This window comes from Mycobacterium sp. UM_CSW, assembly GCF_000455205.1.
In the GTDB taxonomy this organism is placed as follows: domain Bacteria; phylum Actinomycetota; class Actinomycetes; order Mycobacteriales; family Mycobacteriaceae; genus Mycobacterium.
In genome coordinates this window covers 15,023-40,085 of record NZ_AUWQ01000023.1, presented here as the reverse complement: position 1 = coordinate 40,085, position 25,063 = coordinate 15,023, and the positions used below count along the sequence as shown (strand labels likewise).

Sequence of the window (25,063 nt, the reverse complement as noted above, 5' to 3'; positions counted from 1 at the left end):
GGCTTGGAGCGTCCGACCATCGCGCATATCCGCAAGGCAAGCTGATAGCCCAGTCGGTGTGAAGCCCAACGAATAAGCGACATCGCGGATAGACGGTCGCGCTCGGTGCACGAAATCTCGTTTCCAGTCGAGTCCTGGATCGTATCGGGCGGCCTCGATGCCGGTGCGACGCAATGTGTTACGAGCAGCGCGCGACAAATTCATTGCGTCACACTAACACGCGATAATTGCTCACGAAGGCGACTTCACTGCCGCAGTGCACTGGTGTTCGAGCGATACCAGGCCACCGTTGTCTCGATGCCGTCGCGCAGGGCGATCTTGGAATGCCAACCAGCTTCCCGGAGAACCGAGACGTCCAGGAGTTTGCGTGGTGTGCCGTCTGGTTTGGTTGAGTCCCACCGCGTCTCGCCAGAATAGCCGACCGCTTCGGCCACCATATCGGCGATCTCGGCAATGGTGTGATCAGTACCGGTGCCCACGTTGACTTGGTTCGGTCCGTCGAAGTGCTCCAAGAGATACAAACAAGCAGTCGCCAGATCGTCGACATGCAGCAGCTCGCGCCGCGGAGTTCCGGTGCCCCAGTTAGTCACTTCCGGGGTCCCACTGGCTCTCGCGTCGTCGTACCGGCGAATCAGCGCCGGTAGCAGGTGCGAGCTCGACGCCGAGAAGTTGTCACCCGGTCCGTACAAGTTGGTCGGCATAGCAGAGATCCAAGCTAACCCGTATTGGCGTCGGATGGCCTGCACTTGCAGGATGCCCGCGATCTTCGCAATGGCGTAAGCGTCGTTCGTCGGCTCCAAAGGTCCGGTGAGCAACGAGCTTTCCTTGATGGGCTGTGGACTGTATTTCGGATAGATGCAAGACGATCCGAGGAACAGGAGCCGCGGTACACGAGCGGCGGCGGCAGCGTCAAGGAGGTTGACCTGGATCTGAAGGTTTTCGGACAGAAACTCGGCGGGATAGGTGTCGTTCGCTAGTATCCCGCCAACTCTGGCAGCAGCGTCCACGATGACTTGGGGCTTGGAATCAAGAATGAAGTCGAATGTCGCCGGTCGATCCCTCAAGTCAAGTTCGGCGTGTGATCGCACAAGGACATTGGTGAAGCCCTCGGCCTCAAATTTTCTTAGCAGAGCAGAGCCAACCAGCCCGCGGTGGCCCGCTATATACACGGGCGCTGCGCGGTCCAGGACACCGACTGGTTGGTTCGCTGTGCTCATGGTTTCTCTGATCCGAGCGTACGTTACCGGTGCCATACGCCCGTGCAGGCCGATTTAAATGGTGCAGCTTCAACTACGAGAGGGCAAGAGGCTGGCGGCTCAGCAGCACGTCAGCGTGGTCTAGATGATAGAAGTCGCTATAAGCAGCCTTGGTGATGTGTGGCACCTTGCGCTCGAAGGCCCAGCGGTAGTCATTGTGCAGGTCGTAAACGTAAAAGCCCCGCTCTTGGAACGGCGTCAGCGCTCCTTCGATCGGCGCCCGCGCCTCAAGTGCCACTACCAGTCTCGGATTGGAGAATCCACCGACGATTTGTGGCGTTAGAGCGGTTTCCGCGCCCTCGATGTCGAGCTTGATGAACGAGACCCGCTCAGCGTCGGCGCCCACTATTGAGGTGAGCGTGTCAGCGGCTACAGTCACGGGAATCCAACTCTTCCCCATGACGTCGCGGTCGGGATCTCCCTCGGCGGGTGGGCTGAGCCGCGACCACGCGTCAATCTCGGGGTGCAGGTAAAACGTAATCTCGCCCTTTTCTTCCGCGCATGCCGCTGCGACGACATCGACGATGCTCGATGCCCCATTGAGTTCGACGTTGGCGCGCAGCCGCCGCACGGTGTCGGGTCCGGCCTCGATCGCGATGACCTTGCCAGACGGCCCAACACGCCGCGCGAATAGAAGGGAGAAGTAGCCGATGTTGGCTCCTGCGTCGACGCAGACATCACCTTCCTCTACGTGCCGCAGAATGAACTCGGATAGAACCGGTTCGTAAACGCCGCGAACACGTATCCAGAAGGTGATGATTGAACTGTCCCGACCGGCTACAAACTTCGTTCCGTACTCTGACTCCACTGGTGTCTCATCGGCCTCAATGTCGAGCGCTGTGAGCAGCCCACGGCCTCGATTCACGAAAGCCTGCTTGGTCGAGAGGGGTATGCGGTCACTTGCAATGCATGCGCGCATGGATCCGACCAGGGCCTGGCACGCGCGTCGCTTGGCCGAGTCGAGGATGCTGCAACTCCTTCCGATCGCGCCGTTGCGGGGCCACGTGAGCTGAGTTAGGCGAAGACTATCAGCATCAGCACGTTCGTTGGCGATGCGCCTATGCATCACAGCCAGCGGTGGTGTGCGCTCGTCTCCTCGACCGCCGAGCCGCTAGTTGTGCGAGCGCTGAATGCAGTTCGATAGCGCGGCTCTGCAACGCGCATCGACGCCACCGCTCCAACCGACCCGCTCTCGTAGACAGAATCTGACGGAGGGCGACGATGCTGTGATCGACGACCGACAACGAAGTTTTCGTTCTCACATGCTGCCTCGACGAACGCTGCGGGGCCGTCGAGCCCCTCAAAAGGGCGGAATGTAGGACAAAAGCGGAGAAAAGTACCTGGGATCGTTCGGGAAAGCCACATGACGAGCCCGCACTTGCGAGAGTATGGGCGGCGATCGGTTGGCAGATGAAGGGGGCCTTGTGAAGATATCGGTCATCGGATGCGGCTACGTCGGCCTGGTGACGGGCGCCTGCTTGGCGGACAGTGGCAATGACGTGGTCTGCGTCGACATCGACCAGGCCAAGGTAGATGAGCTTCTCGCGGGTGGCGTCCCTATCTATGAGCCCGGCCTGGGGGAACTGATCGAAAGGAATCGCGAGAACGGGTGCATCGACTTCACGACCGACAAGCGCCGCGGCGTCGAGCATGGAGACGTGATATTCATCGCCGTCGCTACGCCCATGAGCGATGGCGGCGAGGCCGATCTCTCCTACGTCTACGCCGTGGCAGAGGATATCGGGTCGCATATGGATCGCTATAAGGTCGTGGTCGACAAGTCGACCGTCCCGGTTGGCACTGCCGACGAGGTTCGAGCGATTATCGGCAAGAAGGCAAAGCACGAGTTCGACGTCGTGTCCAATCCCGAATTCCTTAAAGAAGGCACAGCGATCGCCGACTTCATGAAACCCGACCGTGTGGTGGTCGGCGGTGACTCGAAGCGCGCCCTCGACATCATGCGAGAGGTTTACGAGCCATACCTGCGCACTTTCAATCCCTTGATCACCATGGACATCAGAAGTGCCGAGATGACGAAATACGCGGCCAATTGCTTCCTCGCCACCAAGATTTCCTTCATCAACGAGATTTCGAACCTGTGCGAGAAGGCTGGCGCTGATATTTCCGCTGTGCGGGAAGCTATCGGGGCAGACAGCCGCATTCGTTATGAATTCCTGTTCCCCGGGGTGGGCTACGGCGGCTCGTGCTTGCCGAAAGACGTTCAGGCGCTTATACATACCGCCGCGAGCCTGGGCTTGGACACGCGACTGCTGCGAGCGGTCGACGAGGTCAACAGCGGGCAGAAATCCGCCTTGGTGTCCAAGATCATGACTCATTTTGGAGGCCAGTCGCCTGCTTCCACCCTGGAAGGCTTGTCCTTCGGGCTTTGGGGGCTCAGCTTCAAGCCCCAGACCGACGATATGCGCGAGGCCCCATCCGTCGTCATCGCGAGGAGGCTGGTCGAGCTGGGGGCAACCGTGCGGGCCTATGATCCCGAAGCGACCATGCAGGCGAAAAGGGTGCTGGGGGAGTCGGTCGAGTATGCCGAGAACATGTACGAGGCCGCCGAGGGCGCCGATGCCCTGCTCCTGGTCACCGAGTGGAAGCAGTTCCAGCGGCCATCGTGGCAGCGCCTCAAGTCGGTGATGCGGGGATTCGTCGTGTTCGATGGTCGAAATATCTATGACCCAAAGCGGCTGCGGGCCGAAGGTTTTGAGTACTACGGCATGGGCCGGAACTGAAATTGGAGAGCAAATAATGAGAGCCCTCGTCGCCGGCGCCGCTGGCTTCCTGGGATCCCATCTCTGTGACCGTCTTCGCCGCGACGGCATCGAGGTTCTTGGGCTGGACAACTTCTACACCGGCAGTCGCGAAAACATCAGTCATCTCGAGGATGATCCGGGTTTCAGTTTCTTCGAGCACGACATCACACAGCCGCTGGACGCGGCTGTGGCGGGCCCGCTGGACCTTGTCTTCAACATGGCCTGTCCGGCGTCGCCGCTCACTTATCAACGCGACCCTCTGTTCACCCTCGAGACGAACTACAGCGGGGTAAAGAATCTCCTCGAACTGTCGCGCGCGAAGGAAGCGATTATGCTTCAATCCTCCACCAGCGAGGTCTATGGGGATCCCACGGTGCATCCCCAGGTCGAGAGCTATTGGGGCAACGTCAACTGCTTCGGCGTGCGGAGTTGCTATGACGAGGGTAAGCGGATTGCGGAGACGCTGATGCTGGAATACGCGCGCCGCTACGGGGTTCGGATCAAAGTCGTTCGCATCTTCAACACCTACGGCCCACGGATGGACCCCAAGGACGGCCGAATCGTCGCCACCTTCATCGTCCAGGCGCTGCGAGGTGAACCGATCACGGTGTTTGGGGACGGCAGCCAAACCCGTTCCTTCTGCTATGTAGATGACCTCATCGACGGACTCATCAGGATGGCCGCAAGCGAGCCCTCGTTCATCGGACCCGTCAACCTTGGCAGCACGGCTGAATTCACCGCCGAGGAGGCCGCGAGCCTCATCAAAGAGATGACCGGATCTGCATCGACGACCGTCTACAAGGCCCTGCCTCCGGACGATCCGAGGCAGCGCAAACCAGACATCAGCCTCGCCGAGTCCCAGCTCGGGTGGCGTCCTCAAGTCCCCTTCGCGCAGGGAGTGGCGCGGACCATTGAATATTTCAAGAACAGGACCGGATGAAGCTTTCGGCACTCTTCAGAGTTATCGCAAGGATGGGACAGTGACCACGTCGCCCCCGATCATCTTGATCGTCTTTAACAGGCCCGACACCACCAGGCAGGTGTTCGAGACGATCAGGGCCGCAAAGCCCGAGAAGCTCATGGTGATTGCCGACGGTCCTCGCAGCAACCGGCCGGACGAGGCAGAGAAGTGCGCAGCGACACGCGAGATCATCGAAGAAGTCGACTGGGACTGCGAAGTCCATAGAAATTTCTCGGAGACCAATATGGGCTGCCGGCTCCGCGTGTCCTCGGGCATTTCGTGGGCCTTCGAGCTGGTCGATAAGGCGATAATTCTCGAGGACGACTGCGTGCCGTCTTCTTCGTTTTTCCACTACTGCGCAGACCTTCTCGATCGCTACGAGAGCGACGAGCGCATCATGATGGTGTCGGGGGACAATCATCTCTTCGGGCACGCCGGGACTTCGGATAGCTATTACTTCTCGAGGTATCCCCACATTTGGGGTTGGGCGACGTGGAGGCGGGCCTGGGCGAAGTATGACCTCAACATGATGCACTGGCCGGAGATCAGGGATAGGAAGCTCTTTGATCAGTACCTACCGAAGCTGAGCGAACGCTACCACTGGGAGTCCGCATTTCAGAGCGTTTACGACGGCAAGCTTGATACTTGGGATTACCAATGGGTGTACAGCATTTGGGCGAACTCGGGCCTATGCGTTGCTCCTGCCCGTAACTTAGTGCGTAACATTGGCTTTCACCACGCTGGTACGCACACAACGGGGGACACTATCTACTCTTCCCTGGTCGCCGAAGACTTGGAATGGCCCCTCATCCACCCGACCGCCCTCCTTGCGAGTTCTGACATAGATCAACTAGAGGCGAGGCTGCGCATCTCTAATACGGAGGCCTCGCCGTTGCGGCTTGGAATTGCCGCCTCCGCGCTCAAGCTGCTAGCCAAACGGGCAACGCGCCACAGCAAAAGCTGTTAGGCAGCTCGTTTCATTGTGCGAGCGCCGGCTTGTCGATCCACGGCTTGCCCTCGCACTCCAGCGCCGCGATGTCGGCGTCCACCATGAGCCTGGCCAGGTCGCCGGTGTGAACCGACGCCGTCCAACCAAGCGTTTCGGCCGCCTTCGACGCGTCGCCGATGAGCGCGTCCACCTCGGTGGGTCGCAGATAGCGCTCGTCAAACTTGATGTGCTTCTCCCAATCGAGGCCGGCGTGCTCGAACGCCGCCTGCGCGAACTCCCGCACGGTGTAGCCGCGTCCCGTCGCGAGAACGAAGTCCTCCGGTTCGGAAGCCTGCAGCATCCGCCACATGCCTTCGACGTACTCCGGCGCGTACCCCCAGTCGCGCACCGCATCCAAATTGCCCATGAACAGCTCGGATTGAACACCCGCCTTAATGCGGGCCACGGCCCGGGTGATCTTTCGGGTGACGAATGTTTCACCGCGCCTTGGGGATTCGTGGTTGAACAAGATGCCGTTGACCGCGAACAAGCCGTACGCTTCCCGGTAATTGCGAGTTGCCCAGTACGAGTAGACCTTCGCCGCACCGTACGGCGAGCGCGGATAGAACGGCGTCAGCTCGTTCTGGGGTGGCGGCGACGCGCCGAACATCTCCGACGAGGACGCCTGGTAGAAGCGGCAGTGCACCTTGGAAAGCCGGACCGCTTCGAGCAGTCGCATGGATCCCATGCCGGTGGTGTCGCCGGTATGCACGGGTTCGTCGAAACTGACGCGCACGTGCGACTGCGCCGCGAGGTTGTACACCTCGTCGGGTTCGATGGTGCTGAGCAGAGTTACGAGGCGGGTTCCGTCGATGAGATCCCCGTAGTGCAGGTACAACCGAGCGTCGGGGTCGTGCGGATCGACGTAGAGGTGATCGATCCGTGAGGTGTTGAACGTGGAGGCCCGACGTATCAGCCCGTGGACCTCGTAGCCTTTGCTGAGCAACAGTTCGGCAAGGTAGGAGCCGTCCTGTCCTGTTATTCCAGTTATGAGCGCTCGCTTCACCAATTTCTCACCTCTGTCGATCCAGACCTCTCCCCGAATCTCATGGATCGTGGGGCCTACTGACCCTACTCCGCCGCCATGGCCAGGCACTGCCGTCGCTTCATATTAGAGGCCGAACGCACCGCTAGTCGGTGCTACAGCTGCGTAGTTGTCAGGGCAAACCTGCGACGAAGGACCGCCCGGTTGGATAGATTGTGGAGACGATCGATCGCCAGGTATGCCCCGGTCGCCGGTCGTGTCGTCGGGCCGGGAGGGAGGGTATGCGCGTGCAGTGCCGAATTTGCGGTTCCTCTGCCGAGATCGCGTTCGATCACAAGGTGCTCGGCAGGCACGATTGCCACTACTACTATTGCGCCGGCTGTGGCGGTCTGCAGACCGAAGAGCCCTACTGGTTGGACGAAGCCTATGACAGCCCCGTCGCGTCCGCGGACACGGGGATTTTGGTGCGCAACCTCGACCTTGCGCGAGTGACTTCGCTGGTCTTGTTTTTCCTGTTCGACCACCGTGGTCGCTTCCTCGACGCAGCCGGAGGCTACGGCATCTTCACCCGTCTCATGCGGGACATCGGCTTCGACTATTACTGGGCGGACAAATACAGCCCTAATCTGGTCGCGAGGGGCTTCGAGATGGTCGAGGGCGCGGACCTGCCTTACACCGCGGTCACAGCCTTCGAAGTCATGGAGCACCTGCCGGACCCGGTGGCGTTTGTCGATGAGATCCTGACCAGTACCGGTACCGACACGATCATCTTTTCCACGGAATTGTTTGCTGGGCAGCCTCCCGCCCCTGATGAGTGGTGGTATTACTGCTTCGCCACGGGGCAGCACATCAGCTTCTATCAGAAGCGGACACTGGAGCTGATCGGCAAGCGCTTCGGTATGCACCTGTACAGCTCGGGGATGTATCACATCTGGACACGAGCGAAAATCAACCCGGTGGCCCTGCGTCTTCTCATGTCACCGCGTGTTTCAGGTCTCCTGCACTGGTTACCGCGGCGCGCCCTTGCCTCCCGAGTCATGACCGACCACGAGCGACTGATGGCGGCAGTTAGCGACTAGAAAGTCAGCACCTCGCGATAGATCCCCGCCGTCGCCGCAGCGCAGTCATCCCACGAAAATGCTTTCAGTCGGGCGCGGCCGCGCGCCCGCAAATCCGCCTGCAATTCGTCACTTGTCACGACGCGCTCCAGGGTTGCCCGCAGGTCCTCGACGCTATTGGGATCGAAGTACGCGCCGGCTGACCCGACCACCTCCGGGATTGGGCCCGAATCGCTGCACACGACTGGACATCCGTAGTTCATGGCTTCGAGCGGAGGAATGCCAAACCCCTCGTACTTGGACGGATAGATGAACGCGGTAGCCGACCGGTAGCGAGCGACGAGCTCACGGTCTGACCCGGATTCGAACCGCACCAGGTCGGCAACACCCAGTCTCTCAACCTCTTCGACCTCTTCGGGCGCGACAGCCCTTCCGCCGAAAGCGATGAGGTCGAATTCTCTCAGTATTGGAGAGCTGGCGAACGCCTGCAGCAGAGCCGTGAAGTTCTTGTAGCCGTAGCGATTTCCCACGTAGAGAAGCGACGGCCGGTCGGTAGGTTCTTGCTCCCCAGGCGACTCCACGTCCACCGAATAGCCCAGGTGGACAACGCTTGTGCGCGCCGGGTCGATGCCGAAGAGACGTACCAGGTCTCCGCGGGTGTTCTCGGAAATGCAGATCACGTGGTCGGCCCGATTGACGGCGGCTCGCTTGGCGGCGGTCGCCTGTGCGGCGTCGGGGAACTCGTCGGCGAACAGCTCGTGGATCATGTCGTAGACGGTCACGACGCGCCGGCGCGCCCTGCCAACGGGTTTGGTGGCGTAATAGGTCTCGTGCAGGATGTCAGGATTTGCTTTGCGCAATGCGATCGGCGCGGCGAACTTGTTCACGACGCCCACAACGCGCGCGGTGTCTTTGAACTTGTCAGGCACATACCTGCCACGCGTGAAGCTGCGGGCGGAATCGGCCGTCAGATAGTTGTTGACGTGCAACGGAGCCACGATGGACACCTCCGACACGCCGTGGGCGGGTAGTCGGCGAGCCAGCTCGAAGAAATAGCGCGAGATGCCGCCGTATCGCTGGATGGAGAAGATCTGGTGGTCGAACGCGACCTTCACCGGTGCTCACTCAAAGCGCACTCGGCCTCAACCATTGCCGTGACGACATCCGGCATCCGGTACGTCGGAGACCAGCCGAGGATTTCGCGGGCCCTGGAAGCATCGCCGAGCCCTTCTGCAAGATCCGTAGGCCGCATCAGGGCCTCGGAAAGGTCCGTATGTTCGTGCCAGTCGAGCCCGACCTGGGCGAAAGCGGTCTCCGCAAACTCTTCGAGAGTGTGGCTTTCGCCAGTGGCGATCACGAAGTCCGACCCGGTGGACTGCTGCAGCATGCGCCACATTGCGTCCACATATTCCGGGGCCCACCCCCAATCTCGTTTGATACGAACGTTGCCCAGCGTCAGACGCGAGCGTTCACCCTTGGCGATGCGCACCGCCGCCGCGACGATCTTCTTCGTCACGAAACGTTCAGGGCGCAAGGGGGATTCGTGGTTGAACAGCACGCCGGTGCTCGCGTGCAGCCCGTACGCGTCACGGTAGTTGGCGACGAGCCAATGCGCCGTTGCCTTTGCCACCGCGTACGGACTACGGGGATGAAATGGCGTGTCTTCTTTTGCAGCGTGGCCTCCCGTATCCCCGAAGCACTCACTAGATCCGGCGTTGTAGAAGCGGATCGGTTCGTCGAGAAAACGTATCGCTTCAAGCAGATTTAGCGTCCCCGCGGCGATACTTTCGAGCGTTTCCACCGGTTGCTCGAAGGATAGGCCTACCGAGCTTTGCCCGGCCATGTTGTAGACCTCTTGGGGGGCGGTTCTGCGCAGCACGGTCAGGACGCTGCGAAAATCATTCGCTGCCATGGACTCCAGGTGCACGCGGTCCCGAATGCCGAGCCACGCGAGATTGGCGAATCCGCCGATCTGCGCATCGCGTGATGTGCCCCACACCTCATAGCCCTTGTCGAGCAGCAGGCGCGCCAGGTACGCGCCGTCCTGACCTGAGATGCCGCATATCAGCGCTCTCATGCCGCCCTCCTGATTCTTGTGACGGAGATACCCGTGAGCTTGGCGGTGTGCGCACGGTCTAGCCGCCATCGGTCCCTATTGAACCACCGCACAGCAATCGCCCGAACCTGCGGATAAGTCGTGGCCGGGCGGCGCAACAACGGCTCGGACCCTGGCATGATGACGTGAAGTGCCAAGTAGTTCCGGGTCATGTCCCGCATTGGCGGGCGGTCGCCGCCAAGGTCGAGGGGTTCGCCGAGGTGTTCGATGCCGCCGTTGCGGTGACAGGACACACCACCGATCAACGAATGAATTCGCCAGTTACGCCACGAGATACGCCGCGGCAAGGTAGCGTCCCAACTGATGTGGGCGATAGTGGTGGTAGCCGGGTTGGGAATGGCGATTGACCCCGTGAGGCTGGGGCTCGCCGTGGTCATGCTGGCCCGGCGGAAACCCATGCTGAATCTGGCCGCGTTCTGGCTGGGTGGCATCGCAGCGGGCATTTCTATCTCCGTAGCAGTGCTGCTGCTGATGCGCGATGTCGCGCTGGTAGCGATCCGAAACCTGGTAACCGCGGTCGGGGAGCTCAGGTCCGGGACCTTTATCCTCGAGGGCCCCCGCATCATGATCACCGTCGGTGTGATCTCGCTGGTGGGATTGGCCGTCATGATGGCCCGCGCAAAGGCGGCGACACAGGTCGGTGCGGCGCAGCCAGCCGTGGGCGGCGGCAACACTGCGGTCCTCGTGGAGGAGGAGCGCCCACAGAGCCGATTCGCGCGGATGGGGGCCAGGACGCACGCCATGTTGGACGGTGATTCCCTGTGGCCGGCGTTCGCGGTCGGCGTCATAACGTCGTTTCCGCCCTACGAAGGCGTGGTGGTGCTGGCCTTCATCATGGCATCGGGGACGTCTCTCACCACGCAGTTCAGCGCATTCATCATCTTCACCCTCATGGTGCTTGCCGTGATCGAGATTCCCCTGGTCAGCTACTTGGTGATCCCGGGCAAAACCGAAGCTGTGATGCTGAGGATTCAGCACTGGCTGCGGAAATACCGCGCGCAGATCGCTCAAGTCATCCTCGGCGGCACCGGGGTCACATTTTTGGTGCAGGGCATCGCTGCTCTTTGACATCGTTGATGATGGCGTCACATCGGTGACTCCCGACCGGGCTGACGATGTGCCCGCAACCCCGCTGGTCTCGGTCTGCGTGCCGATGTACAACAACGGCGCGACCATCGAGCGCTGCCTGCGCAGCATCCTGGACCAGGACAGCGTCGACTTCGAGATCATCGTCGTCGATGACGACTCGTCGGATGACGGCGCCGCCGTCGCCGCCGCGATGCTGCGGCCGGGGGACCGGCTGGTCAAGAATCAACCGCGCCTCGGGCTCAGCGGCAACCACAACAAATGCCTGGAACTGGCGCGCGGCACCTGCGTTCAGTTCGTGCACGGCGACGACTGGCTGCTGCCCGGCGCCCTGGCGACCCTCGCGGGATGCTTCGAGGACCCGGCCGTCGGGCTCGCGTTCGCGCCCCGGCAGGTGGTGGGTGACGACGAGCGGTGGCAGCGCCGATACGGCAAGATGTACACGCATTTCCGGAACCTCCGGGAACGCAATGACGGGCGGTCGTTGGTGCGGCAGGCGGCGCTGGGCGGCCTGAGGGACAACTGGGTGGGCGAGCCCACCTGCGTGATGTTCCGGCGCCGGCTGGCACTCGATGTCGGGGGCCTGCGCAACGACATCTACCAACTCGTCGACCTGGACTTCTGGTTGCGCCTGATGCTGCGGTCGACCGTTTGCTTTGTTCCCCGGGAACTGTCGGTGCGCAGTCACATGAAGGGGACCGAAACCACGTACCTGATGAAGTCCCGCGGCTACCTGCTCGATCAGCTGCGCATCCTCAGTTGGCTGGCCGTCGATCCGGCGTCACCCCGCTCGATCCGAATCATCGCCCGGCTGTGGTGGTTTCCCGCATGGCTGGCGCTGGTCGTGGAGATCGCGGTCTTCGGGCCGCAGCGGGCGCAGCATCTGAAGACTCTGGCGCAGGCCACTTTTCGCGAATTCCCCCGCGCGCGGGCGCTAGCCGTGAATCTCGGCGGTCAGGCCGAATTCGTCCAACGTCCGTGAGACGTCCTCGCGCAGCGCGGCTTGGGAGTTCGTCCGCTCGGCGAGGTAGGCGTTGACCGCGAGGAAGATTTTTCCGTGGATCCGCCCCGAAGCGACGAACAGTTGCCCGCCCATGCGTTCGAGGGCGCGCCGGTTGATGCCCGGTTCGATCAGCCGCCCGAATGCGTAGTCGGCGTCGGTCCCGTCCGGGCGGTTCGTCGCCGGAGGCATATCCCCGACGTTAGAGCAGCCGATGGGAAGGCTGGCGACACCCAATCCCATTCCCGCCGCGCGCCGTGCAGCCCATTTGGGCGCCAGCGAGGCCAGCGGCAGCGGCCCCAGCAGCTCCTCGGTGATTTCGGTGAGGTCGGCGAACGCCTGCTTGAACTTGAGACGGACCTCCCCGAGGTCGGAGGACAGGCGCGCCGGGTCGACCGAAATGGTGGGGAATACCACTGCGTTGCCACGCGTGTCGTCTTCGGTGCGGTCGCTGACCGGGAACGCCAGCGTGACCGTTCCGTCGTCGCAGACGCGCCCCATTCGCACGCCGAGCCTGCCCGCGAATCCCGCGAGAAGCGTGAAGCTGTTTCCGCCAATGGTTTTCGCGCACGCGTCCCAGGCCGTCACGTCGACGTAGGCCGTCAAGTACGGCACCACGACGGGCCGATCGTGGGCGGCCCTGCGCGGCGAAGGCGGTGGCGAGGTCATCGAGGCGACGACGTCCTTGCGCCGGTGTCGGGCGATGCGCACCGTGGCCGCCACCGCGCGCGCCAGCTCGGGGGCCGACGCGATCGTTTGCCGGGCGTCCTGTAGCGCTGCCCGTCCGCGGGTGCGCGAACCTGGGCCGGGGTAGCCCAGGTGGCGGGTTCGTCCCTCCGCCGCGTCGGAGATGGCCTGCAGGATCCCGAGGCCGTCGACCAGGGTGTGCGACGTGGTCAGGCAAACCGCGGTCCCGCCGTCGTCGAGGGGGAGGACCCCGAGGTGCCAGCCGGGCCCGTATTCGGGATCCAGCGGCAGGCAGGCCCGCTCATGCAACCAGTCATTCAGATCCGCACGGGAGCGCGGTGTTTCGGCGATCTCGATGTCGGCGGGTCCGCGCGCGACCACCCAGCGGTCACGCGCGAAAGGCAGCGGCGAGGGTTCGACCAGCCGCCCGAGCAACCCGTATCCGAGGTTTCGGTGGAAGCGGCGCAATCCGTCAACGTTTGCGGGGCGGTTGTAAATCCAGCTGAACTGCACGTGCGCCCCGTAGCCAAGCGCCCGCAGACCGAGGAAAGACGCCTGGTCCATGTGTGCGAGTCGATTGTCCACCGCGTACACGGTAGTTTATTTGCCAGCAGGGGCGGAGCGCTTTGTGCGCGGGGGACATCGGGGGCGGCCGGGGGGCCGCGCGGTTGTAACCTGGCCGTTCCGGGCCGGAAACGCTTTCGACGAAGGTAGTGTGTTGTCCGTGGTTCAGTCATCTATCCCTGGTGTGCTGCGCGAACGCGCGAGCTTGCAGCCCAATGACGCGGCGTTCACATACATTGACTACGACCAGGATTGGGACGGCGTCCGACAGACCCTGACGTGGTCGGAGCTGTACAAGCGCGTGGTCAACCTCGGCGAACAGCTCAGGGCCAGCGGGTCGCCCGGTGACCGGGCCCTGATCCTCGCCCCCAATGGACTCGACTACGTCCTGGGCTTTCTCGGCGCCCTGCAGGCCGGGCTGGTCGCGGTTCCGCTTTCGGTTCCCTATGGCGGTGCGCACGACGAACGCACCATCTCGGTGCTGGCCGACACCTCGCCCGCCGTCGTCCTCACGACGTCCGCGGTCGTCGACAACGTCGCCGCGTCGGTGCAGACCGGACAGGCAAAATCCGCGCCCTCGATCGTCGAACTCGATTTGCTGGACCTCGAAACTCGGCAGCGCCCCACCGGCCCCAGACCGCGCGCCGGCGCCGACGACGGGTCGGACTTCATCTATCTGCAGTACACCTCCGGATCCACCCGCACGCCGGCCGGGGTCATGGTCTCCAGCAGGAACGTCTTCGCCAACTTCGAGCAGATCATGAGCGACTTCTTTGCGCCCGAGGGCGGGGTGGCGCCTCCCGGGATGACGGTGGTGACCTGGCTGCCGCTCTACCACGACATGGGTCTGCTGTTGGGCATCATCATGCCGATCCTGGCCGGCGTACCGACGGTGCTGTCCAGCCCGGTGGGGTTCCTGCAGCGACCGGCTCGCTGGATGCACATGATGGCCCAGAACGACTGCACGATCTCGGCGGGGCCGAACTTCGCCTACGAGCTCGCGGTGCGCAAGACCTCCGACGACGACATGGCCGGGCACGACCTCGGCGTCGTTCACACGATCCTCAACGGCAGCGAGCGCGTGCAGCCGGCAACGCTCAAGCGATTCACGGACCGGTTCGCCCCCTTCAACTTCGACCCCCGGGCGCTGCGGCCTTGCTACGGCATGGCGGAGGCCACGGTGTATATGTCGACCCGCCAGGTGGGCGACCCGCCCGAGATCGGTTATTTCGATTCCGAGAAGCTGCCCGGCGGCGAGGCGGTGCGGTGTGAAACCGGAAGTGGCACACCGCTGGTCAGTTACGGCAACCCCACATCGATGCTGCACCGCATCGTCGACCCCGACACTGGTCGCGAGTGCCCGGAGGGGACGGTCGGTGAGATCTGGGTGCACGGCGAGAACGTCGCCGCCGGTTATTGGCAGAAGCCCGAAGAGACGGCGCGGACCTTCGGGGCGACGATCGTCGAGCCGTCGCAGGGCACACCCGAAGGCCCCTGGCTGAGAACGGGCGACTCGGGCTTCTTCTCCAGCGGCGAGATGTTCATCATCGGACGGATCAAGGACCTGCTGATTGTCTACGGGCGCAACCATTCTCCCGACGACATCGAGGCGACCATCCAGGAGATCACCGCGGGACGTTGCGCGGCGATCGCAGTTCCCGACAAGGGCGTCGAGAAGCTGGTCGCGATCATCGAGATGAAGAAGCGCGGCGCCTCCGAGGAGGAGGCAGCGGACAAGCTGCGCGGCGTCAAACGCGAAGTCACCTCCGCGATTTCGAAGTCTCACGGGCTGAAGGTGGCGGATCTCGTTCTCGTATCACCGGGTTCGATACCCATCACCACGAGTGGCAAGATCAGGCGATCGCAGTGCGTCGAGCTCTACCGGCAGGACGAGTTCGTCCGGTTGGACGGCTAGGCGTTTCGGAATTCTCTGAACGCCGAGATTGACGCTAGCGCGTGGTCCACTCGTACTTCTTCGCGACCACGTCAACCTCGACGAAAATTTTCGAGGCTAGAGAAGCGGGTGCTTGCCGTGCCCGTTGCCATTGGTGGGCTGCTGCGCCGGGGCGCCCGTCCCGAACAGCGGCAACGGATTGCCGCGGTCGTCGTCGGCTGATTGTTCACTGTGCCCGTTGCCGTTCGAATGCCCGTTTCCGTTGGCGCCGACCGTGATTGGCCGGGGCGACAGGAAGTCCTGGCCGAACAGCGGCAGCGGGTGGCCGACATAGCGATCGCCCTTGTGGCTGCCGTTGCCGTTGGTGGGCGGGGCGGAATCCAACCCCGGATCGCGAAGATCGTCGGTCAGCTGACCCGACAGGCCGCTGAGGTCGAACAGCGGGAGCGCGTGGTTCGAAAGACGTTGTCTCTTCGACCGTTTCCCGTTCTTGGCGGCCGCGGGGCCGGACGCCGTCTTGGCGACACCGTTGGGCCGTGTCCGACGCGACTTCGTCCGCGGCTTGTGCCCGGGCGGAACGAGTTTCAGGCGAACGAGCAGGTCGTCGGGAATCAACGGCTCGCTCGGCGCGCTCGTCGCCGAGGACGCGCCCGCCGGTCCCAGAGCGGCCGGGCTCGGAATCACCTTCATCTTGACCAGCTGATCGGTCAGCTGATTGAGCTGGTGCTGCTTCTTCTGGTGGGCCGCGTAAACCTGGGCGGGCGTCTTGCCGAGGTGTGAAGGCCACCAGTTCTTTTGGCCGATCAGCGCGGCCATGGCCGGCACGGTGATCGAGCGCACCAGGAACGTGTCGATCAGAATGCCCATCCCGAGGATGAAGCCGGCCTCGGCCATCGTGTAGATGCTGGCGCTCATCAACCCGAACATCGAGGCCGCGAAGATCAGGCCGGCCGACGTGATCACGCCACCGGTCGAACCCACCGTGCGAATGACGCCGACCCGCACGCCGTGCGGCGACTCGTCGCGGATGCGCGAGATGAGCAGCATGTTGTAGTCCGCGCCGACCGCGACGAGCAGGATGAAGGACAGCCCGGGCAGGCTCCAGTGCAGGTTCTGCCCGAGCAGCAGCTGGAACACCAAGACGCCCAAACCCATTGCCGACAGGTAGGAAAGCAGCACCGAACCGATGAGGTACAGCGGCGCAACCACCGCACGCAACAGGCCGACCAAGATCAGGAACACGATCATGATCGTGGCGAAGACGATGTAGCCGATGTCGTTGTTGTAATAGTTACGCGTGTCGGCAAGCCCGCTCGGCACACCCGCCACCTGCACCGTGGCGTCCGACAGCTCGGTGTTGGGCTGCGCCGACTGCGCGGCCTTGATGATCTTCGGGATCTGGTCCATGGCATCGGTGGAGAACGGGTTGAGTCCGCTCTGGATCAGATACCGCGCCGCGTGCCCGTCGGGGGACAGGAAGATCGCGGCGCCCTGCTTGAATTCGTCCCTCGTCAGGATCTGCGGTGGGATGTTGAAGCCGGACATCGACGGCTTGTTGTCGGTGTCGTGCTTCATGCTCAACAGGAATTGCGACGCCTCGTTGAGGCCGCTGCCGATCTGTCGGGTGGAATCGACGAGTTGTTTCACCCCACCGGCGATCGCGCGGCTGCCGTCGGCAAGCGCGTTGGCGCCCTGTTGCGCCTGGCCCATCGTGGTCTGCAGATCCCTGATCGTCTTCATGGCGCTGGAGGCCTGAGTCAGCGTTTGCTGGGCGGTGTTCAGCGTCTGCCCGACGGTCTGCGATTTCCCGGCCGCTTGCAGGTTGTGAGCCATGATCTTGATGGAGTTGAGGGTTCCGTCGTTGTTTGCCTGCACCATCGCGGCCAACCCCGAACGTGAGCTCACGCAGCCCGGGTCGGCGTTGCAGTCCGGGCTGTTATTGAGGGCGTTCAACATCGGTGTGGCCCACGCGGCGATGTTTTCGGCGTTCATGGTGGACATGTTGAGGTTGTCGCCGAGCGTCTTCATCCGCCCGGTGAGGGCGGCGCCCTGGTCGAGCGCGGCGATGGTGCTATCGCCGCCCGCCATCTGCTCCATCGCCGTCAGCGCGCTGACCGCGGGGCCGAGGCTGGTCAGGGCGCCGTTGACCTGATCGCGCAGCATCGCCAGGGCGTCGGCCAACTGATTGGAGCCGTTGACCAGGCGGTCCAGATCGCTGTCGTGCTCGGTGATCTGGCGGGATCCGTCGTCAAGCTTGCTGCCGACCTCACCGGCCTGGAACGAGATCTTGGTCTGCTCCAGCGGTTCGCCGTTGGGCCGGGTCAGCCCGCGCACCATCGTGATGTCGGGCAGCTGGCTCACCCGGGCGGCCATCTGCTCCAGGTCCGCGAGGGCGGCCGGCGTCCTCAGGTCGTGGGAGGGCGACTTGATGAACAGCACCATGGGTGTCAGCGCGTTCGCCGGGAAATGGCGATTCATCACGTCATACCCCTTGGAGCTGTCCACGGAGGCGGGCATCGTCTTGAGGTCGTCGTAGTTGAAGCGCATCACCGCCGTGCAACTGGCCAAACCGATGAGCACGATCAGGCTTCCGATCAGGTGGACGCGCGGCCGGCGCACGACGCGCGTGCCCATGATTCGCCACATCCGGGTGGTGAGGTCGCGACGCGGCTTGATCCAGCCACGACGTCCGGCGAGCACCAACAGGGCGGGCAACAGGGTGACCGCACACAGGAATGCCACGATGACCGAAATCGAAATCGCCGGACCGACGGTCGAAAACACTTCCAGCTTGGTGAACACCATTGCGAGGAACGCGACCGCGACGGTGGCCGCCGACGCGGCGATCACCTTGCCGATCGACATCAGCGCCATCTTGACCGCTTCGTCGGACGTGTGGCCCTTTCGCACATAGTCGTGATAGCGGCTGATCAGGAAGACGGCATAGTCCGTCCCCGCCCCGACCATGACGGCGGTCATCAGGACGAGGGTCTGCAGGGCGAACGGCAGGCCGATCTCGCTCAGCCCGGACAGGACGCCCTGCGACGTTCCGATCGACGCACCGATGTTGATCAGCGGTACCAACATCGTGATGATGTTGCGGTAAATCAGGAAAAGGATGGCCAGCACCGACACCACGGTGCCGATCTCAATGAAATGCGCGTCTTCGAGCGCCATTTCGGTCGCGTCGGCGATCGTGGCCAGCGGCCCGCTGACGTGGGCGGTCAGCGAGGTTCCCGCGGTTACCTCTTTGGCGATGTCTTTGACGTGGTGGTAGGCCGCGATCGTCGACGGCGCGGTGCCGGCGCCTGGGAACGAGATCGGCAGGATGAAGGCCTTGCCGTCCTTGCTCGCCAGGACCTCGCGCATCTGAGGGTTGGTCAAAAAGTCCTGCACCGTCAGCTTGTCGGCCTTGTCCTGGCGCAGCTTGTCCACCAGCCTGGCGTAGACGGCCTCGTCGGCAGGTGTGATGCCGTTCTCGTCGCTGAGCAGGATCATCAGCAGGGAACCGCCGCCGCCCAGCGGATTGTCGCCGCCCCCGTCCCCGGCGGCGTCCGGGGCCTTCTTGGCGTCTCCGCCCGCTTTAGGGGCGCCGGGCATCGCGAAGGCCTTGGCCATTTCCTGGTTGACGACCACCGTCGGGGCGTTGTCCGGGAGGGCCTTCGGCTCGCGCTTGCTGGCCTGGACCGGCAACGGCGGAAAGACCAGTGCCAGGGTGACCGCCACCCCGATCCAGCCCGCGATGACAAGCAGGGGCCACCGCACGACGATGTCGCCTATGCGGTCGAAGATTCCCCCAGGCTTGGCTGCCTCGCCCGTGCCAGTCCGGCTCGACACGCCAACCACCCTACAATCCGGCGCACACTCGCGTGGGCTAATCAAGATCTGGGCGGTGACCGTGACATTGCTGTGATCTTGGGGTAAACGCGCTGGTCAAGGCCGCAATTGCCGGTCGCGAAGCGGTCAAGGCGGCTATTCGCCGTGTAGCGCCGCGGATCCGTGCAACACTCTTGCCGTGGCTCTCAAATACCGCCTGCAATCCAACCCGCTCGTCGGCAAGCTCACCACGAAGTACTTTCTGCCCCTCGGCACCCGCCAGGTCGGCGACGACGTGGTTTTCTTCAACTTCGGCTACGAAGAGGACCCTCCGATGGGCCTGCCGTTGGCGCCGTCCGACGAACCCAACCGCTACTGCATTCAGCTCTATCACGTGACCGCCTCGCAGGTGGATCTCACCGGCAAAAAGGTGCTGGAGGTCAGTTGCGGGGCCGGCGGGGGCGCGTCCTACATCGTGCGGAACCTGGGCCCGGCCTCCTACACCGGGCTGGATCTGAACCCCGCCAGCATCGACAAGTGCCGGGAACGCCACCAGCTGCCCGGCCTGGATTTCGTACAGGGCGATGCCGAAAACCTGCCCTTCGGCGACGGCTCCTTCGACGCGGTGGTCAACGTCGAGGCCTCGCATCAGTACCCCCACTTCTCCCGCTTCCTCGAGGAGGTGGCGCGCGTGCTGCGGCCCGGGGGGCATTTCCTGTACACCGATTCCCGCCGCGCTCCCGTCGTCGGCGAGTGGGAGGCGGCGCTGGCCGCCGCGCCGCTGCGCAAGGTCTCGGAAAGGGACATCGACGCGGAGGCCAAGCGCGGGCTGGACGCCAACACGCGGCGGACCCAGCAGCAGATCAGCGACCGCCTGCCCGGATTCATGAACTCCCTGATCCGTTACGGCGTCGGGGTGATGGACTGGGATCTGCGCCGCGCCGGGGGCTTCTCTTACCGCGTCTACCACTTCGTCAAGGATTGATGGGCTCGACTCCGTCATGAAGTTTGCGTTGGCGAGCTACGGAACTCGCGGCGACATCGAGCCGTGCGCCGCCATCGGCCGGGAGCTGCAGCGCCGGGGGCACGACGTGCGGGTTGCGGTGCCGCCCAATCTGATCGGCTTCGTCGAGTCGGCCGGGCTGCCCGCCGTCGCCTACGGGCAGCGGGATTCCCAGCAACAGCTGGACGAGGATTTCCTGCATAACTCGTGGAAGTTCCAAAACCCGGTCAAGCTGGCGCGCGAGGCGATGGAGCCGGTCCGGGCGGGCTTCGAAGAGCTGGGCGCCGCGCTCAACTCGCTCGTGGACGGTGTCGACCTGCTGCTGACCGGCCAGCTCTATCAGGAGATCGCCGCCAACGTCGCCGAGCGCTACGACATTCCGTTGGCCGCGTTGCACTTCTACCCGATGCGGCCCAACGGCCACGTGGCGTTTCCCGCGCGGTTGCCCGCGCCGCTGGTGCGCTCGACGATGAAGACCCTCGACTGGATGTATTGGCGGTTCACCCGGGGCGCCGACGACGCGCAGCGCCGGGATTTGGGTCTGCCGAATGCCACTTGCCCTGCGCCGCAACGCATGTCGGAACTGGGCGCGCTGGAGATCCAGGCCTACGACGCGCTTTGTTTTCCCGGGTTGGCCGAGGAATGGGGCGCCCGGCGGCCGTTCGTCGGCGCGCTGACCATGGAGTCGCCCACCGATGCCGACGACGAGGTCGCGTCGTGGATCACCGCCGGAACGCCGCCCATCTATTTCGGGTTCGGCAGCATGCCCGCCGGGTCGCTCGCGGATCTGGCCACGATGATCGGCGGGGCCTGTGCGGAGCTGGGCGAGCGGGCGCTGATCTGCTCGCGGGCGCAGGACGGCGGCGTCCCCGCATTCGACCATGTGAAGGTTGTCTCGGCGGTCAATCACGCCGCGATATTTCCGACCTGTCGCGCCGTTGTGCACCACGGCGGTTCCGGCACCACAGCCGCGGGGTTACGGGCCGGCGTCCCCACGCTGATCCTCTGGATCACCTCCGACCAGCCGATCTGGGCGGCCCAGATCAAACAGCTGAAAGTCGGCTCGGGCCGCCGCTTCTCGAGCACCACCCGCAAAACGTTGGTCGCCGACCTCAAATCGGTCCTCGCGCCCGCCTATGTCAGCCGGGCGCGCGACGTCGCCTCGCGGATGACAAAGCCCGCCGAGAGCGTCGCCAGCGCCGCCGATCTGCTGGAAAAAGCCGCCCGACGCGGGGGTTTGGACTGATGGCGGAACGCCCCGCGGGGTTGCGCGGCTCGGGGTACGCTCCCGGTGTGTCCCTACTGATCACGGTGCCGGTCTTCGGCCAGCACGAGTACACACACGCGCTCGTAGCGGATTTGGAGCGCGAGGGCGCCGACTACTTGATCGTCGACAATCGCGGCGACTACCCGAAGATCGGCAACGAACGCGTCGCCACGCCGGGCACGAACCTGGGGTGGGCCGGGGGCAGCGAGCTCGGCTTCCGAACCGCGTTCGCGGAGGGCTACTCCCACGCGATGACGCTCAACAACGACACCCGGCTGTCCCGGGGATTCGTCGCCGCCCTGCTCGACCCGCGCCTGCCCGCGGACGTCGGGATGGTGGGGCCGCTGTTCAACATCGGATTCCCCTACGCGGTGGTCGAGGGAATACCGGACGCCGCGAGCTACGTTCCGCGGCCGCAGTATCGGGTGGTGCCCGCCATCGAGGGCACGGCGCTGGCGATGTCCCGGGAATGCTGGGAAGCCGTCGGGGGAATGGATCTCGACACCTTCGGCCGCTACGGCTGGGGGCTCGACCTCGACCTCGCGCTGCGGGCGCGAAAAGCCGGATTCGGCGTGTACACAACGGAAATGGCCTACGTCAACCATTTCGGGCGCAGGACCGCCAAGGTTCACTTCGGCGGCCTGAAGTACCACTGGGGCTCCAGCCGGGCGATGATTCTGGGGTTGCGCAAGACGCACGGCTGGTTCGCGGCCATGGGCATCCTGCGCGAGATGGGTGCGGCACACCACCGCAAGTGGTACAAGTCTTACCCGCTCGTCCAGCGCGACGCGGCCGCCAGCCGGCAGCCGTAACGGCACCGGCCGTTCAGACGCCGACGCGGACGCTCTGCTCCAGGAGGTCGGCGGCGGTGACCACCCCGACGGCCGGTTTGGACATCTGCGGTGCGATCTCACGGGCCCGGGCCACGTAGTCCGGCGCGAGGATCTTGCGCAGCTGCCTAACCAACGATTTGCGGGTGATGGTCGAAAGCTTCTTGGCGGAGCCGACTTTCAGCCGTTTGACCTGGGTCGCCCAGATGAACTGGTCGGCCACGTCCCACAGGATCAACGTCGGGAGCCCGGCTCGTAGGCTCGCCGCCGTCGTGCCCGCCCCGCCATGGTGGGCGGCCGCCCGACACATGGGCAAGATCGTGCTGTAGTTGACGTGTCCGACCAGCTTGATGTGCTCACTATGCGGAGCGGGCTCGGAACCGTCGGCGCCGGAATAGATCAGCGCGCGTTCGCCCAACTCGGCGCAGGCGTCGGCGATCATGGCCACCGTCTCGGCGGGGGAGCTGACCGGAGTGCTGCCAAAACCGAAGTAGATCGGCGGCTTTCCCGCGGCGATCCACGACGCGACCTCATCGTCGGTCTCCGCGGCCAACTCCAGGGTCAACGAACCCACGAAGGGGCGCTTGCCATTCCACTCCGCCGCCAGCCCGGGGAACAAGGCCCGGTCGTAGGCCTGGATTTCGAGCGTTCCGCCGTCGGCCATCCGCTGCCACGCGGGCACCGTCGTGGGCGGCAGGCCCAGCTCGCGGCGCTGCGCGTCCTCGTCCGCCTTGGTGAAGCGGTTATACAGCCGCCAGCCCGCCGACAGCGTGGTGCGGACGATCGGCGCCGGCGACGGCAGAAACGGAACGCCGATCTGACCGTTGACCCGCACCGGGAAATGATGCAGCCCCGCCACCGGAATGTCGTAGTATTCTGCGACATTCGCCACCACCCCGTGGTAGGTCTGGCCCGTCAGCAGCAGGTCCGCCCCGTCGGCCAGCGAGGTGAGCGTCCGGCTCATCTCCGCCCAGCCCTCGACGAAAAGCGACTTGAAGGTGCGCATGAAGTCGGCCGGGTTCTGGGGTTTGAAGGCGTTGTGGGTGAAGTCGGCGACCGCCACCACCTGATCACGCGTGTCCGGCCCGTAGGAGACGGCGGGCACCCCGGCCGACTCGACGAAGTCAACCAGGTTGGGCGGCACCGCCATTCGGACATCGTGGCCCCGGCGCCGGAGTTCCACGCCGACCGTGGCACCGGGCTCGATGTCGCCGCGGGTACCGTGGGCCGCCAAGACAAACTTCATCGACGGAGCTCAGCCTTCCACTTCGCTCGAGGACGAAGCGCTTCGCAGCTTACCTGGCTACGCGAACCGGCACCTCGGCCAGCTTGCCCGCGACGACCCGGTCGAACACCGACTTCAACGCCTCCGTGTAGCGAATCACGGATTCGCGGGCGACCGGGTTGTTCGGGTAGGACACCATGATCGAGACCTCGTCGAACAGCCGGAAGACCGTCGAGTACATGTACGCCGGGCTGCGGCCATCGGTGAACGCGGTCGCGTTCACGCCGTCCAGGGCGGTGGCGACGATGCCGGACAGGGGAGGAAGGCCCGCGTCCATGTAGCTCATCATGGTGAACTGGGGTCCGTGCTTGCGGAGCCAGGGCGCCAATTCCAGCACGCGGTCGAACGGCACGTTCGCCAGATCCATGTTCGCGTCGAAGGAGGCCTGCGCCGCGCGGGCCGTTTCCTCGAACGAGTTCGGGTCGACGGGCACGGTGAACGGCACCACGCCGGTGAACCAGCCCACCGTCATGAAGTCCGCCGGGCTCTTGCGCTTGTCGGTGGGGGTAAGCCCGTAATACGTTTCCGCGCCGGTCAATTCGTACTGAGCCAGGGCGGCGCAGGCGAACAGGCCACCGCTGAACCGGGCTCCCGCCTGCCGGCACAGCGCCTCGAACTGGGCCGTTTGGTCGGGGCCGAGCAACCGCTCGACATGGGTGTCACCGCCGCACGGAATCGACTGGTCACCTAGCGGCAGCGGGAAGTCGGGCAGGGTCCCGCCGTTGGCTTCGGCGAACTCGATCCACTTGCGCACCTCCGGGGACTCCAGCGTCATCCCCGACACGATGTTGTGCTCCCGCATGCAGAAGTCGTCGTAGCTGGCCGCCGGCGGCAGCGAGACCGGCGCCTTGCCCTCGATGAGCGCGGTGTAGTTCATCAAGATCTCGACGTACAGCCCGGCGAGCAACATCGGATCGCAGTGCAGGTGGTCGACGACCGCATACAGCGCGAAGTGGTCCTCGTGCTGGACGATGCCGAACCGGAAGCAGTCCCACTGCAGCGGATCGGGCGTGGCGAGCACGTGTTCGCGCCACTCGAGCTCCGTCATCACGCCGTACTCCTTCGCGACGAAGTTGATGTCGCGCGGGTTCTTCAGGGTGTGCCGGACGATGTTCTTGTCGTCGGTGTACTCGAACCAGCTGTGGTACGTCGCGTGGCGGCGCAGGTGCGCGTTGATGACGTAGGTCATCGCGCGGATGTCGCAGCGCCCGGGCACATCCCAGGACCCCATGATCGCCCGCGAATAATCCAGCCCACGCTCACCGAACTCGACGAACCCGCGAAGGTGACCCGCCTGCATGGAGCTGGGCGGCACCGGGCTCACCGGCGCCTGCCGAGCCTTCGCGATGCAGCCGGGCGTGGGCTGCCACGTCACGACCGAACCCGCGCCCGGGTACCAGTCGTACGCGTTGCCCACTCGCAGGCTGTCGTGCTCAGAGCCTCCACCTATGAACACGTTTCCCTCCTTAAATACCGGCCTAAGCAGTGCAGTCGACTTTGACGTA

At 64.1% G+C, this 25,063-nt stretch carries 19 protein-coding genes; 10 read left to right on the top strand and 9 right to left on the bottom strand.

Annotated features, from left to right (window positions below):
• Positions 1 to 245: 245 nt before the first annotated feature.
• Both N415_RS10025 and N415_RS10020 read right to left on the bottom strand, forming a co-directional pair.
• Entirely contained in the window at positions 246 to 1,217 is a 972-nt protein-coding gene (locus N415_RS10025) for a GDP-L-fucose synthase (RefSeq protein ID WP_068180570.1), read from the bottom strand.
• A 73-nt stretch (positions 1,218 to 1,290) separates the two neighbouring features.
• A complete protein-coding gene (locus tag N415_RS10020) occupies positions 1,291 to 2,121 on the bottom strand; it encodes an FkbM family methyltransferase (protein WP_161630293.1) in 831 nt (276 codons plus the stop codon).
• Between the two features lie 559 nt (positions 2,122 to 2,680).
• Here N415_RS10020 and N415_RS10015 point away from each other — a divergent pair.
• From N415_RS10015 to N415_RS10005, 3 genes are read left to right on the top strand one after another with little or no spacing between them, the layout of a single operon-like run.
• Positions 2,681 to 3,997 (top strand): UDP-glucose/GDP-mannose dehydrogenase family protein, encoded by a 1,317-nt coding sequence (locus N415_RS10015; protein WP_068180423.1) that lies wholly within the window; start codon positions 2,681 to 2,683, stop codon positions 3,995 to 3,997.
• Between the two features lie 16 nt (positions 3,998 to 4,013).
• Positions 4,014 to 4,958: a UDP-glucuronic acid decarboxylase family protein gene (locus N415_RS10010; protein ID WP_068180420.1), complete on the top strand. Its 945-nt coding sequence runs from the start codon at positions 4,014 to 4,016 to the stop codon at positions 4,956 to 4,958.
• A 40-nt stretch (positions 4,959 to 4,998) separates the two neighbouring features.
• Positions 4,999 to 5,946 (top strand): methyltransferase type 11, encoded by a 948-nt coding sequence (locus N415_RS10005; RefSeq protein WP_239645492.1) that lies wholly within the window; start codon positions 4,999 to 5,001, stop codon positions 5,944 to 5,946.
• Positions 5,947 to 5,956: 10 nt separating this feature from the next.
• Here the strand turns inward: N415_RS10005 and gmd are convergent, their stop codons facing one another.
• Positions 5,957 to 6,973 (bottom strand): GDP-mannose 4,6-dehydratase, encoded by a 1,017-nt coding sequence (gene gmd / locus N415_RS10000; protein ID WP_068180417.1) that lies wholly within the window; start codon positions 6,971 to 6,973, stop codon positions 5,957 to 5,959.
• Positions 6,974 to 7,233: 260 nt separating this feature from the next.
• Between gmd and N415_RS09995 the strand changes: the two genes are divergently transcribed.
• Entirely contained in the window at positions 7,234 to 8,031 is a 798-nt protein-coding gene (locus N415_RS09995; protein WP_068180414.1) for a class I SAM-dependent methyltransferase, read from the top strand.
• Here the strand turns inward: N415_RS09995 and N415_RS09990 are convergent.
• Complete coding sequence (locus N415_RS09990; RefSeq protein ID WP_068180411.1) at positions 8,028 to 9,125, bottom strand: glycosyltransferase family 1 protein; 1,098 nt, start codon at positions 9,123 to 9,125, stop codon at positions 8,028 to 8,030. The two genes, N415_RS09995 and N415_RS09990, sit on opposite strands and share 4 nt — an antisense overlap.
• Positions 9,122 to 10,087 carry a GDP-mannose 4,6-dehydratase gene (locus tag N415_RS09985; RefSeq protein WP_193376425.1) on the bottom strand — a complete coding sequence of 322 codons (966 nt, stop codon included), beginning with the start codon at positions 10,085 to 10,087 and terminating at the stop codon, positions 9,122 to 9,124. The genes N415_RS09990 and N415_RS09985 overlap by 4 nt, the downstream gene beginning before the upstream one ends.
• A gap of 354 nt (positions 10,088 to 10,441) precedes the next feature.
• Here N415_RS09985 and N415_RS09980 point away from each other — a divergent pair, with 354 nt between their 5' ends.
• Together N415_RS09980 and N415_RS09975 are read left to right on the top strand one after the other, a co-directional pair.
• On the top strand, positions 10,442 to 11,194 hold the full coding sequence (locus tag N415_RS09980; protein WP_239645491.1) for a GAP family protein: 753 nt from the start codon (positions 10,442 to 10,444) through the stop codon (positions 11,192 to 11,194).
• A 25-nt stretch (positions 11,195 to 11,219) separates the two neighbouring features.
• Positions 11,220 to 12,194, top strand: coding sequence for a glycosyltransferase (locus tag N415_RS09975; protein WP_068180403.1), 975 nt, complete (start codon positions 11,220 to 11,222; stop codon positions 12,192 to 12,194).
• Here N415_RS09975 and N415_RS09970 read toward each other — a convergent pair.
• Positions 12,147 to 13,484, bottom strand: coding sequence for a hypothetical protein (locus tag N415_RS09970; RefSeq protein WP_239645490.1), 1,338 nt, complete (start codon positions 13,482 to 13,484; stop codon positions 12,147 to 12,149). The genes N415_RS09975 and N415_RS09970 overlap by 48 nt on opposite strands.
• Positions 13,485 to 13,623: 139 nt before the next feature.
• Here N415_RS09970 and N415_RS09965 point away from each other — a divergent pair, with 139 nt between their 5' ends.
• On the top strand, positions 13,624 to 15,378 hold the full coding sequence (locus N415_RS09965; RefSeq protein ID WP_068180564.1) for an AMP-binding protein: 1,755 nt from the start codon (positions 13,624 to 13,626) through the stop codon (positions 15,376 to 15,378).
• Positions 15,379 to 15,474: 96 nt separating this feature from the next.
• On the opposite strand, the gene N415_RS09960 is transcribed toward N415_RS09965, so the two are convergent.
• Positions 15,475 to 19,194, bottom strand: a complete 3,720-nt coding sequence (locus tag N415_RS09960) for an RND family transporter (RefSeq protein WP_081665166.1) — start codon at positions 19,192 to 19,194, stop codon at positions 15,475 to 15,477.
• A 178-nt stretch (positions 19,195 to 19,372) separates the two neighbouring features.
• Here N415_RS09960 and N415_RS09955 point away from each other — a divergent pair, with 178 nt between their 5' ends.
• From N415_RS09955 to N415_RS09945, 3 genes are read left to right on the top strand one after another with little or no spacing between them, the layout of a single operon-like run.
• Positions 19,373 to 20,158: a phthiotriol/phenolphthiotriol dimycocerosates methyltransferase gene (locus tag N415_RS09955; protein WP_068180397.1), complete on the top strand. Its 786-nt coding sequence runs from the start codon at positions 19,373 to 19,375 to the stop codon at positions 20,156 to 20,158.
• A 16-nt stretch (positions 20,159 to 20,174) separates the two neighbouring features.
• On the top strand, positions 20,175 to 21,422 hold the full coding sequence (locus N415_RS09950) for a glycosyltransferase (RefSeq protein WP_068180394.1): 1,248 nt from the start codon (positions 20,175 to 20,177) through the stop codon (positions 21,420 to 21,422).
• Entirely contained in the window at positions 21,422 to 22,255 is an 834-nt protein-coding gene (locus tag N415_RS09945) for a glycosyltransferase family 2 protein (RefSeq protein ID WP_068180391.1), read from the top strand. The genes N415_RS09950 and N415_RS09945 overlap by 1 nt, the downstream gene beginning before the upstream one ends.
• 13 nt (positions 22,256 to 22,268) lie before the next feature.
• Here the strand turns inward: N415_RS09945 and N415_RS09940 are convergent, their stop codons facing one another.
• Both N415_RS09940 and N415_RS09935 read right to left on the bottom strand, forming a co-directional pair.
• Positions 22,269 to 23,519, bottom strand: a complete 1,251-nt coding sequence (locus N415_RS09940; RefSeq protein WP_068180388.1) for a glycosyltransferase — start codon at positions 23,517 to 23,519, stop codon at positions 22,269 to 22,271.
• A 49-nt stretch (positions 23,520 to 23,568) separates the two neighbouring features.
• A complete protein-coding gene (locus N415_RS09935; protein ID WP_081665165.1) occupies positions 23,569 to 25,014 on the bottom strand; it encodes a condensation domain-containing protein in 1,446 nt (481 codons plus the stop codon).
• Positions 25,015 to 25,063: the final 49 nt, after the last annotated feature.

Coding starts and splice junctions, on each gene's coding strand:
- N415_RS09940 (WP_068180388.1), bottom strand. CDS start 23,519: ATGAAGTTTGTCTTGGCGGCCCACGGTACCCGCGGCGACATCGAGCCC.
- N415_RS09950 (WP_068180394.1), top strand. CDS start 20,175: ATGAAGTTTGCGTTGGCGAGCTACGGAACTCGCGGCGACATCGAGCCG.
- N415_RS09945 (WP_068180391.1), top strand. CDS start 21,422: ATGGCGGAACGCCCCGCGGGGTTGCGCGGCTCGGGGTACGCTCCCGGT.
- N415_RS10025 (WP_068180570.1), bottom strand. CDS start 1,217: ATGAGCACAGCGAACCAACCAGTCGGTGTCCTGGACCGCGCAGCGCCC.
- N415_RS09985 (WP_193376425.1), bottom strand. CDS start 10,087: ATGAGAGCGCTGATATGCGGCATCTCAGGTCAGGACGGCGCGTACCTG.
- N415_RS10010 (WP_068180420.1), top strand. CDS start 4,014: ATGAGAGCCCTCGTCGCCGGCGCCGCTGGCTTCCTGGGATCCCATCTC.
- N415_RS09995 (WP_068180414.1), top strand. CDS start 7,234: ATGCGCGTGCAGTGCCGAATTTGCGGTTCCTCTGCCGAGATCGCGTTC.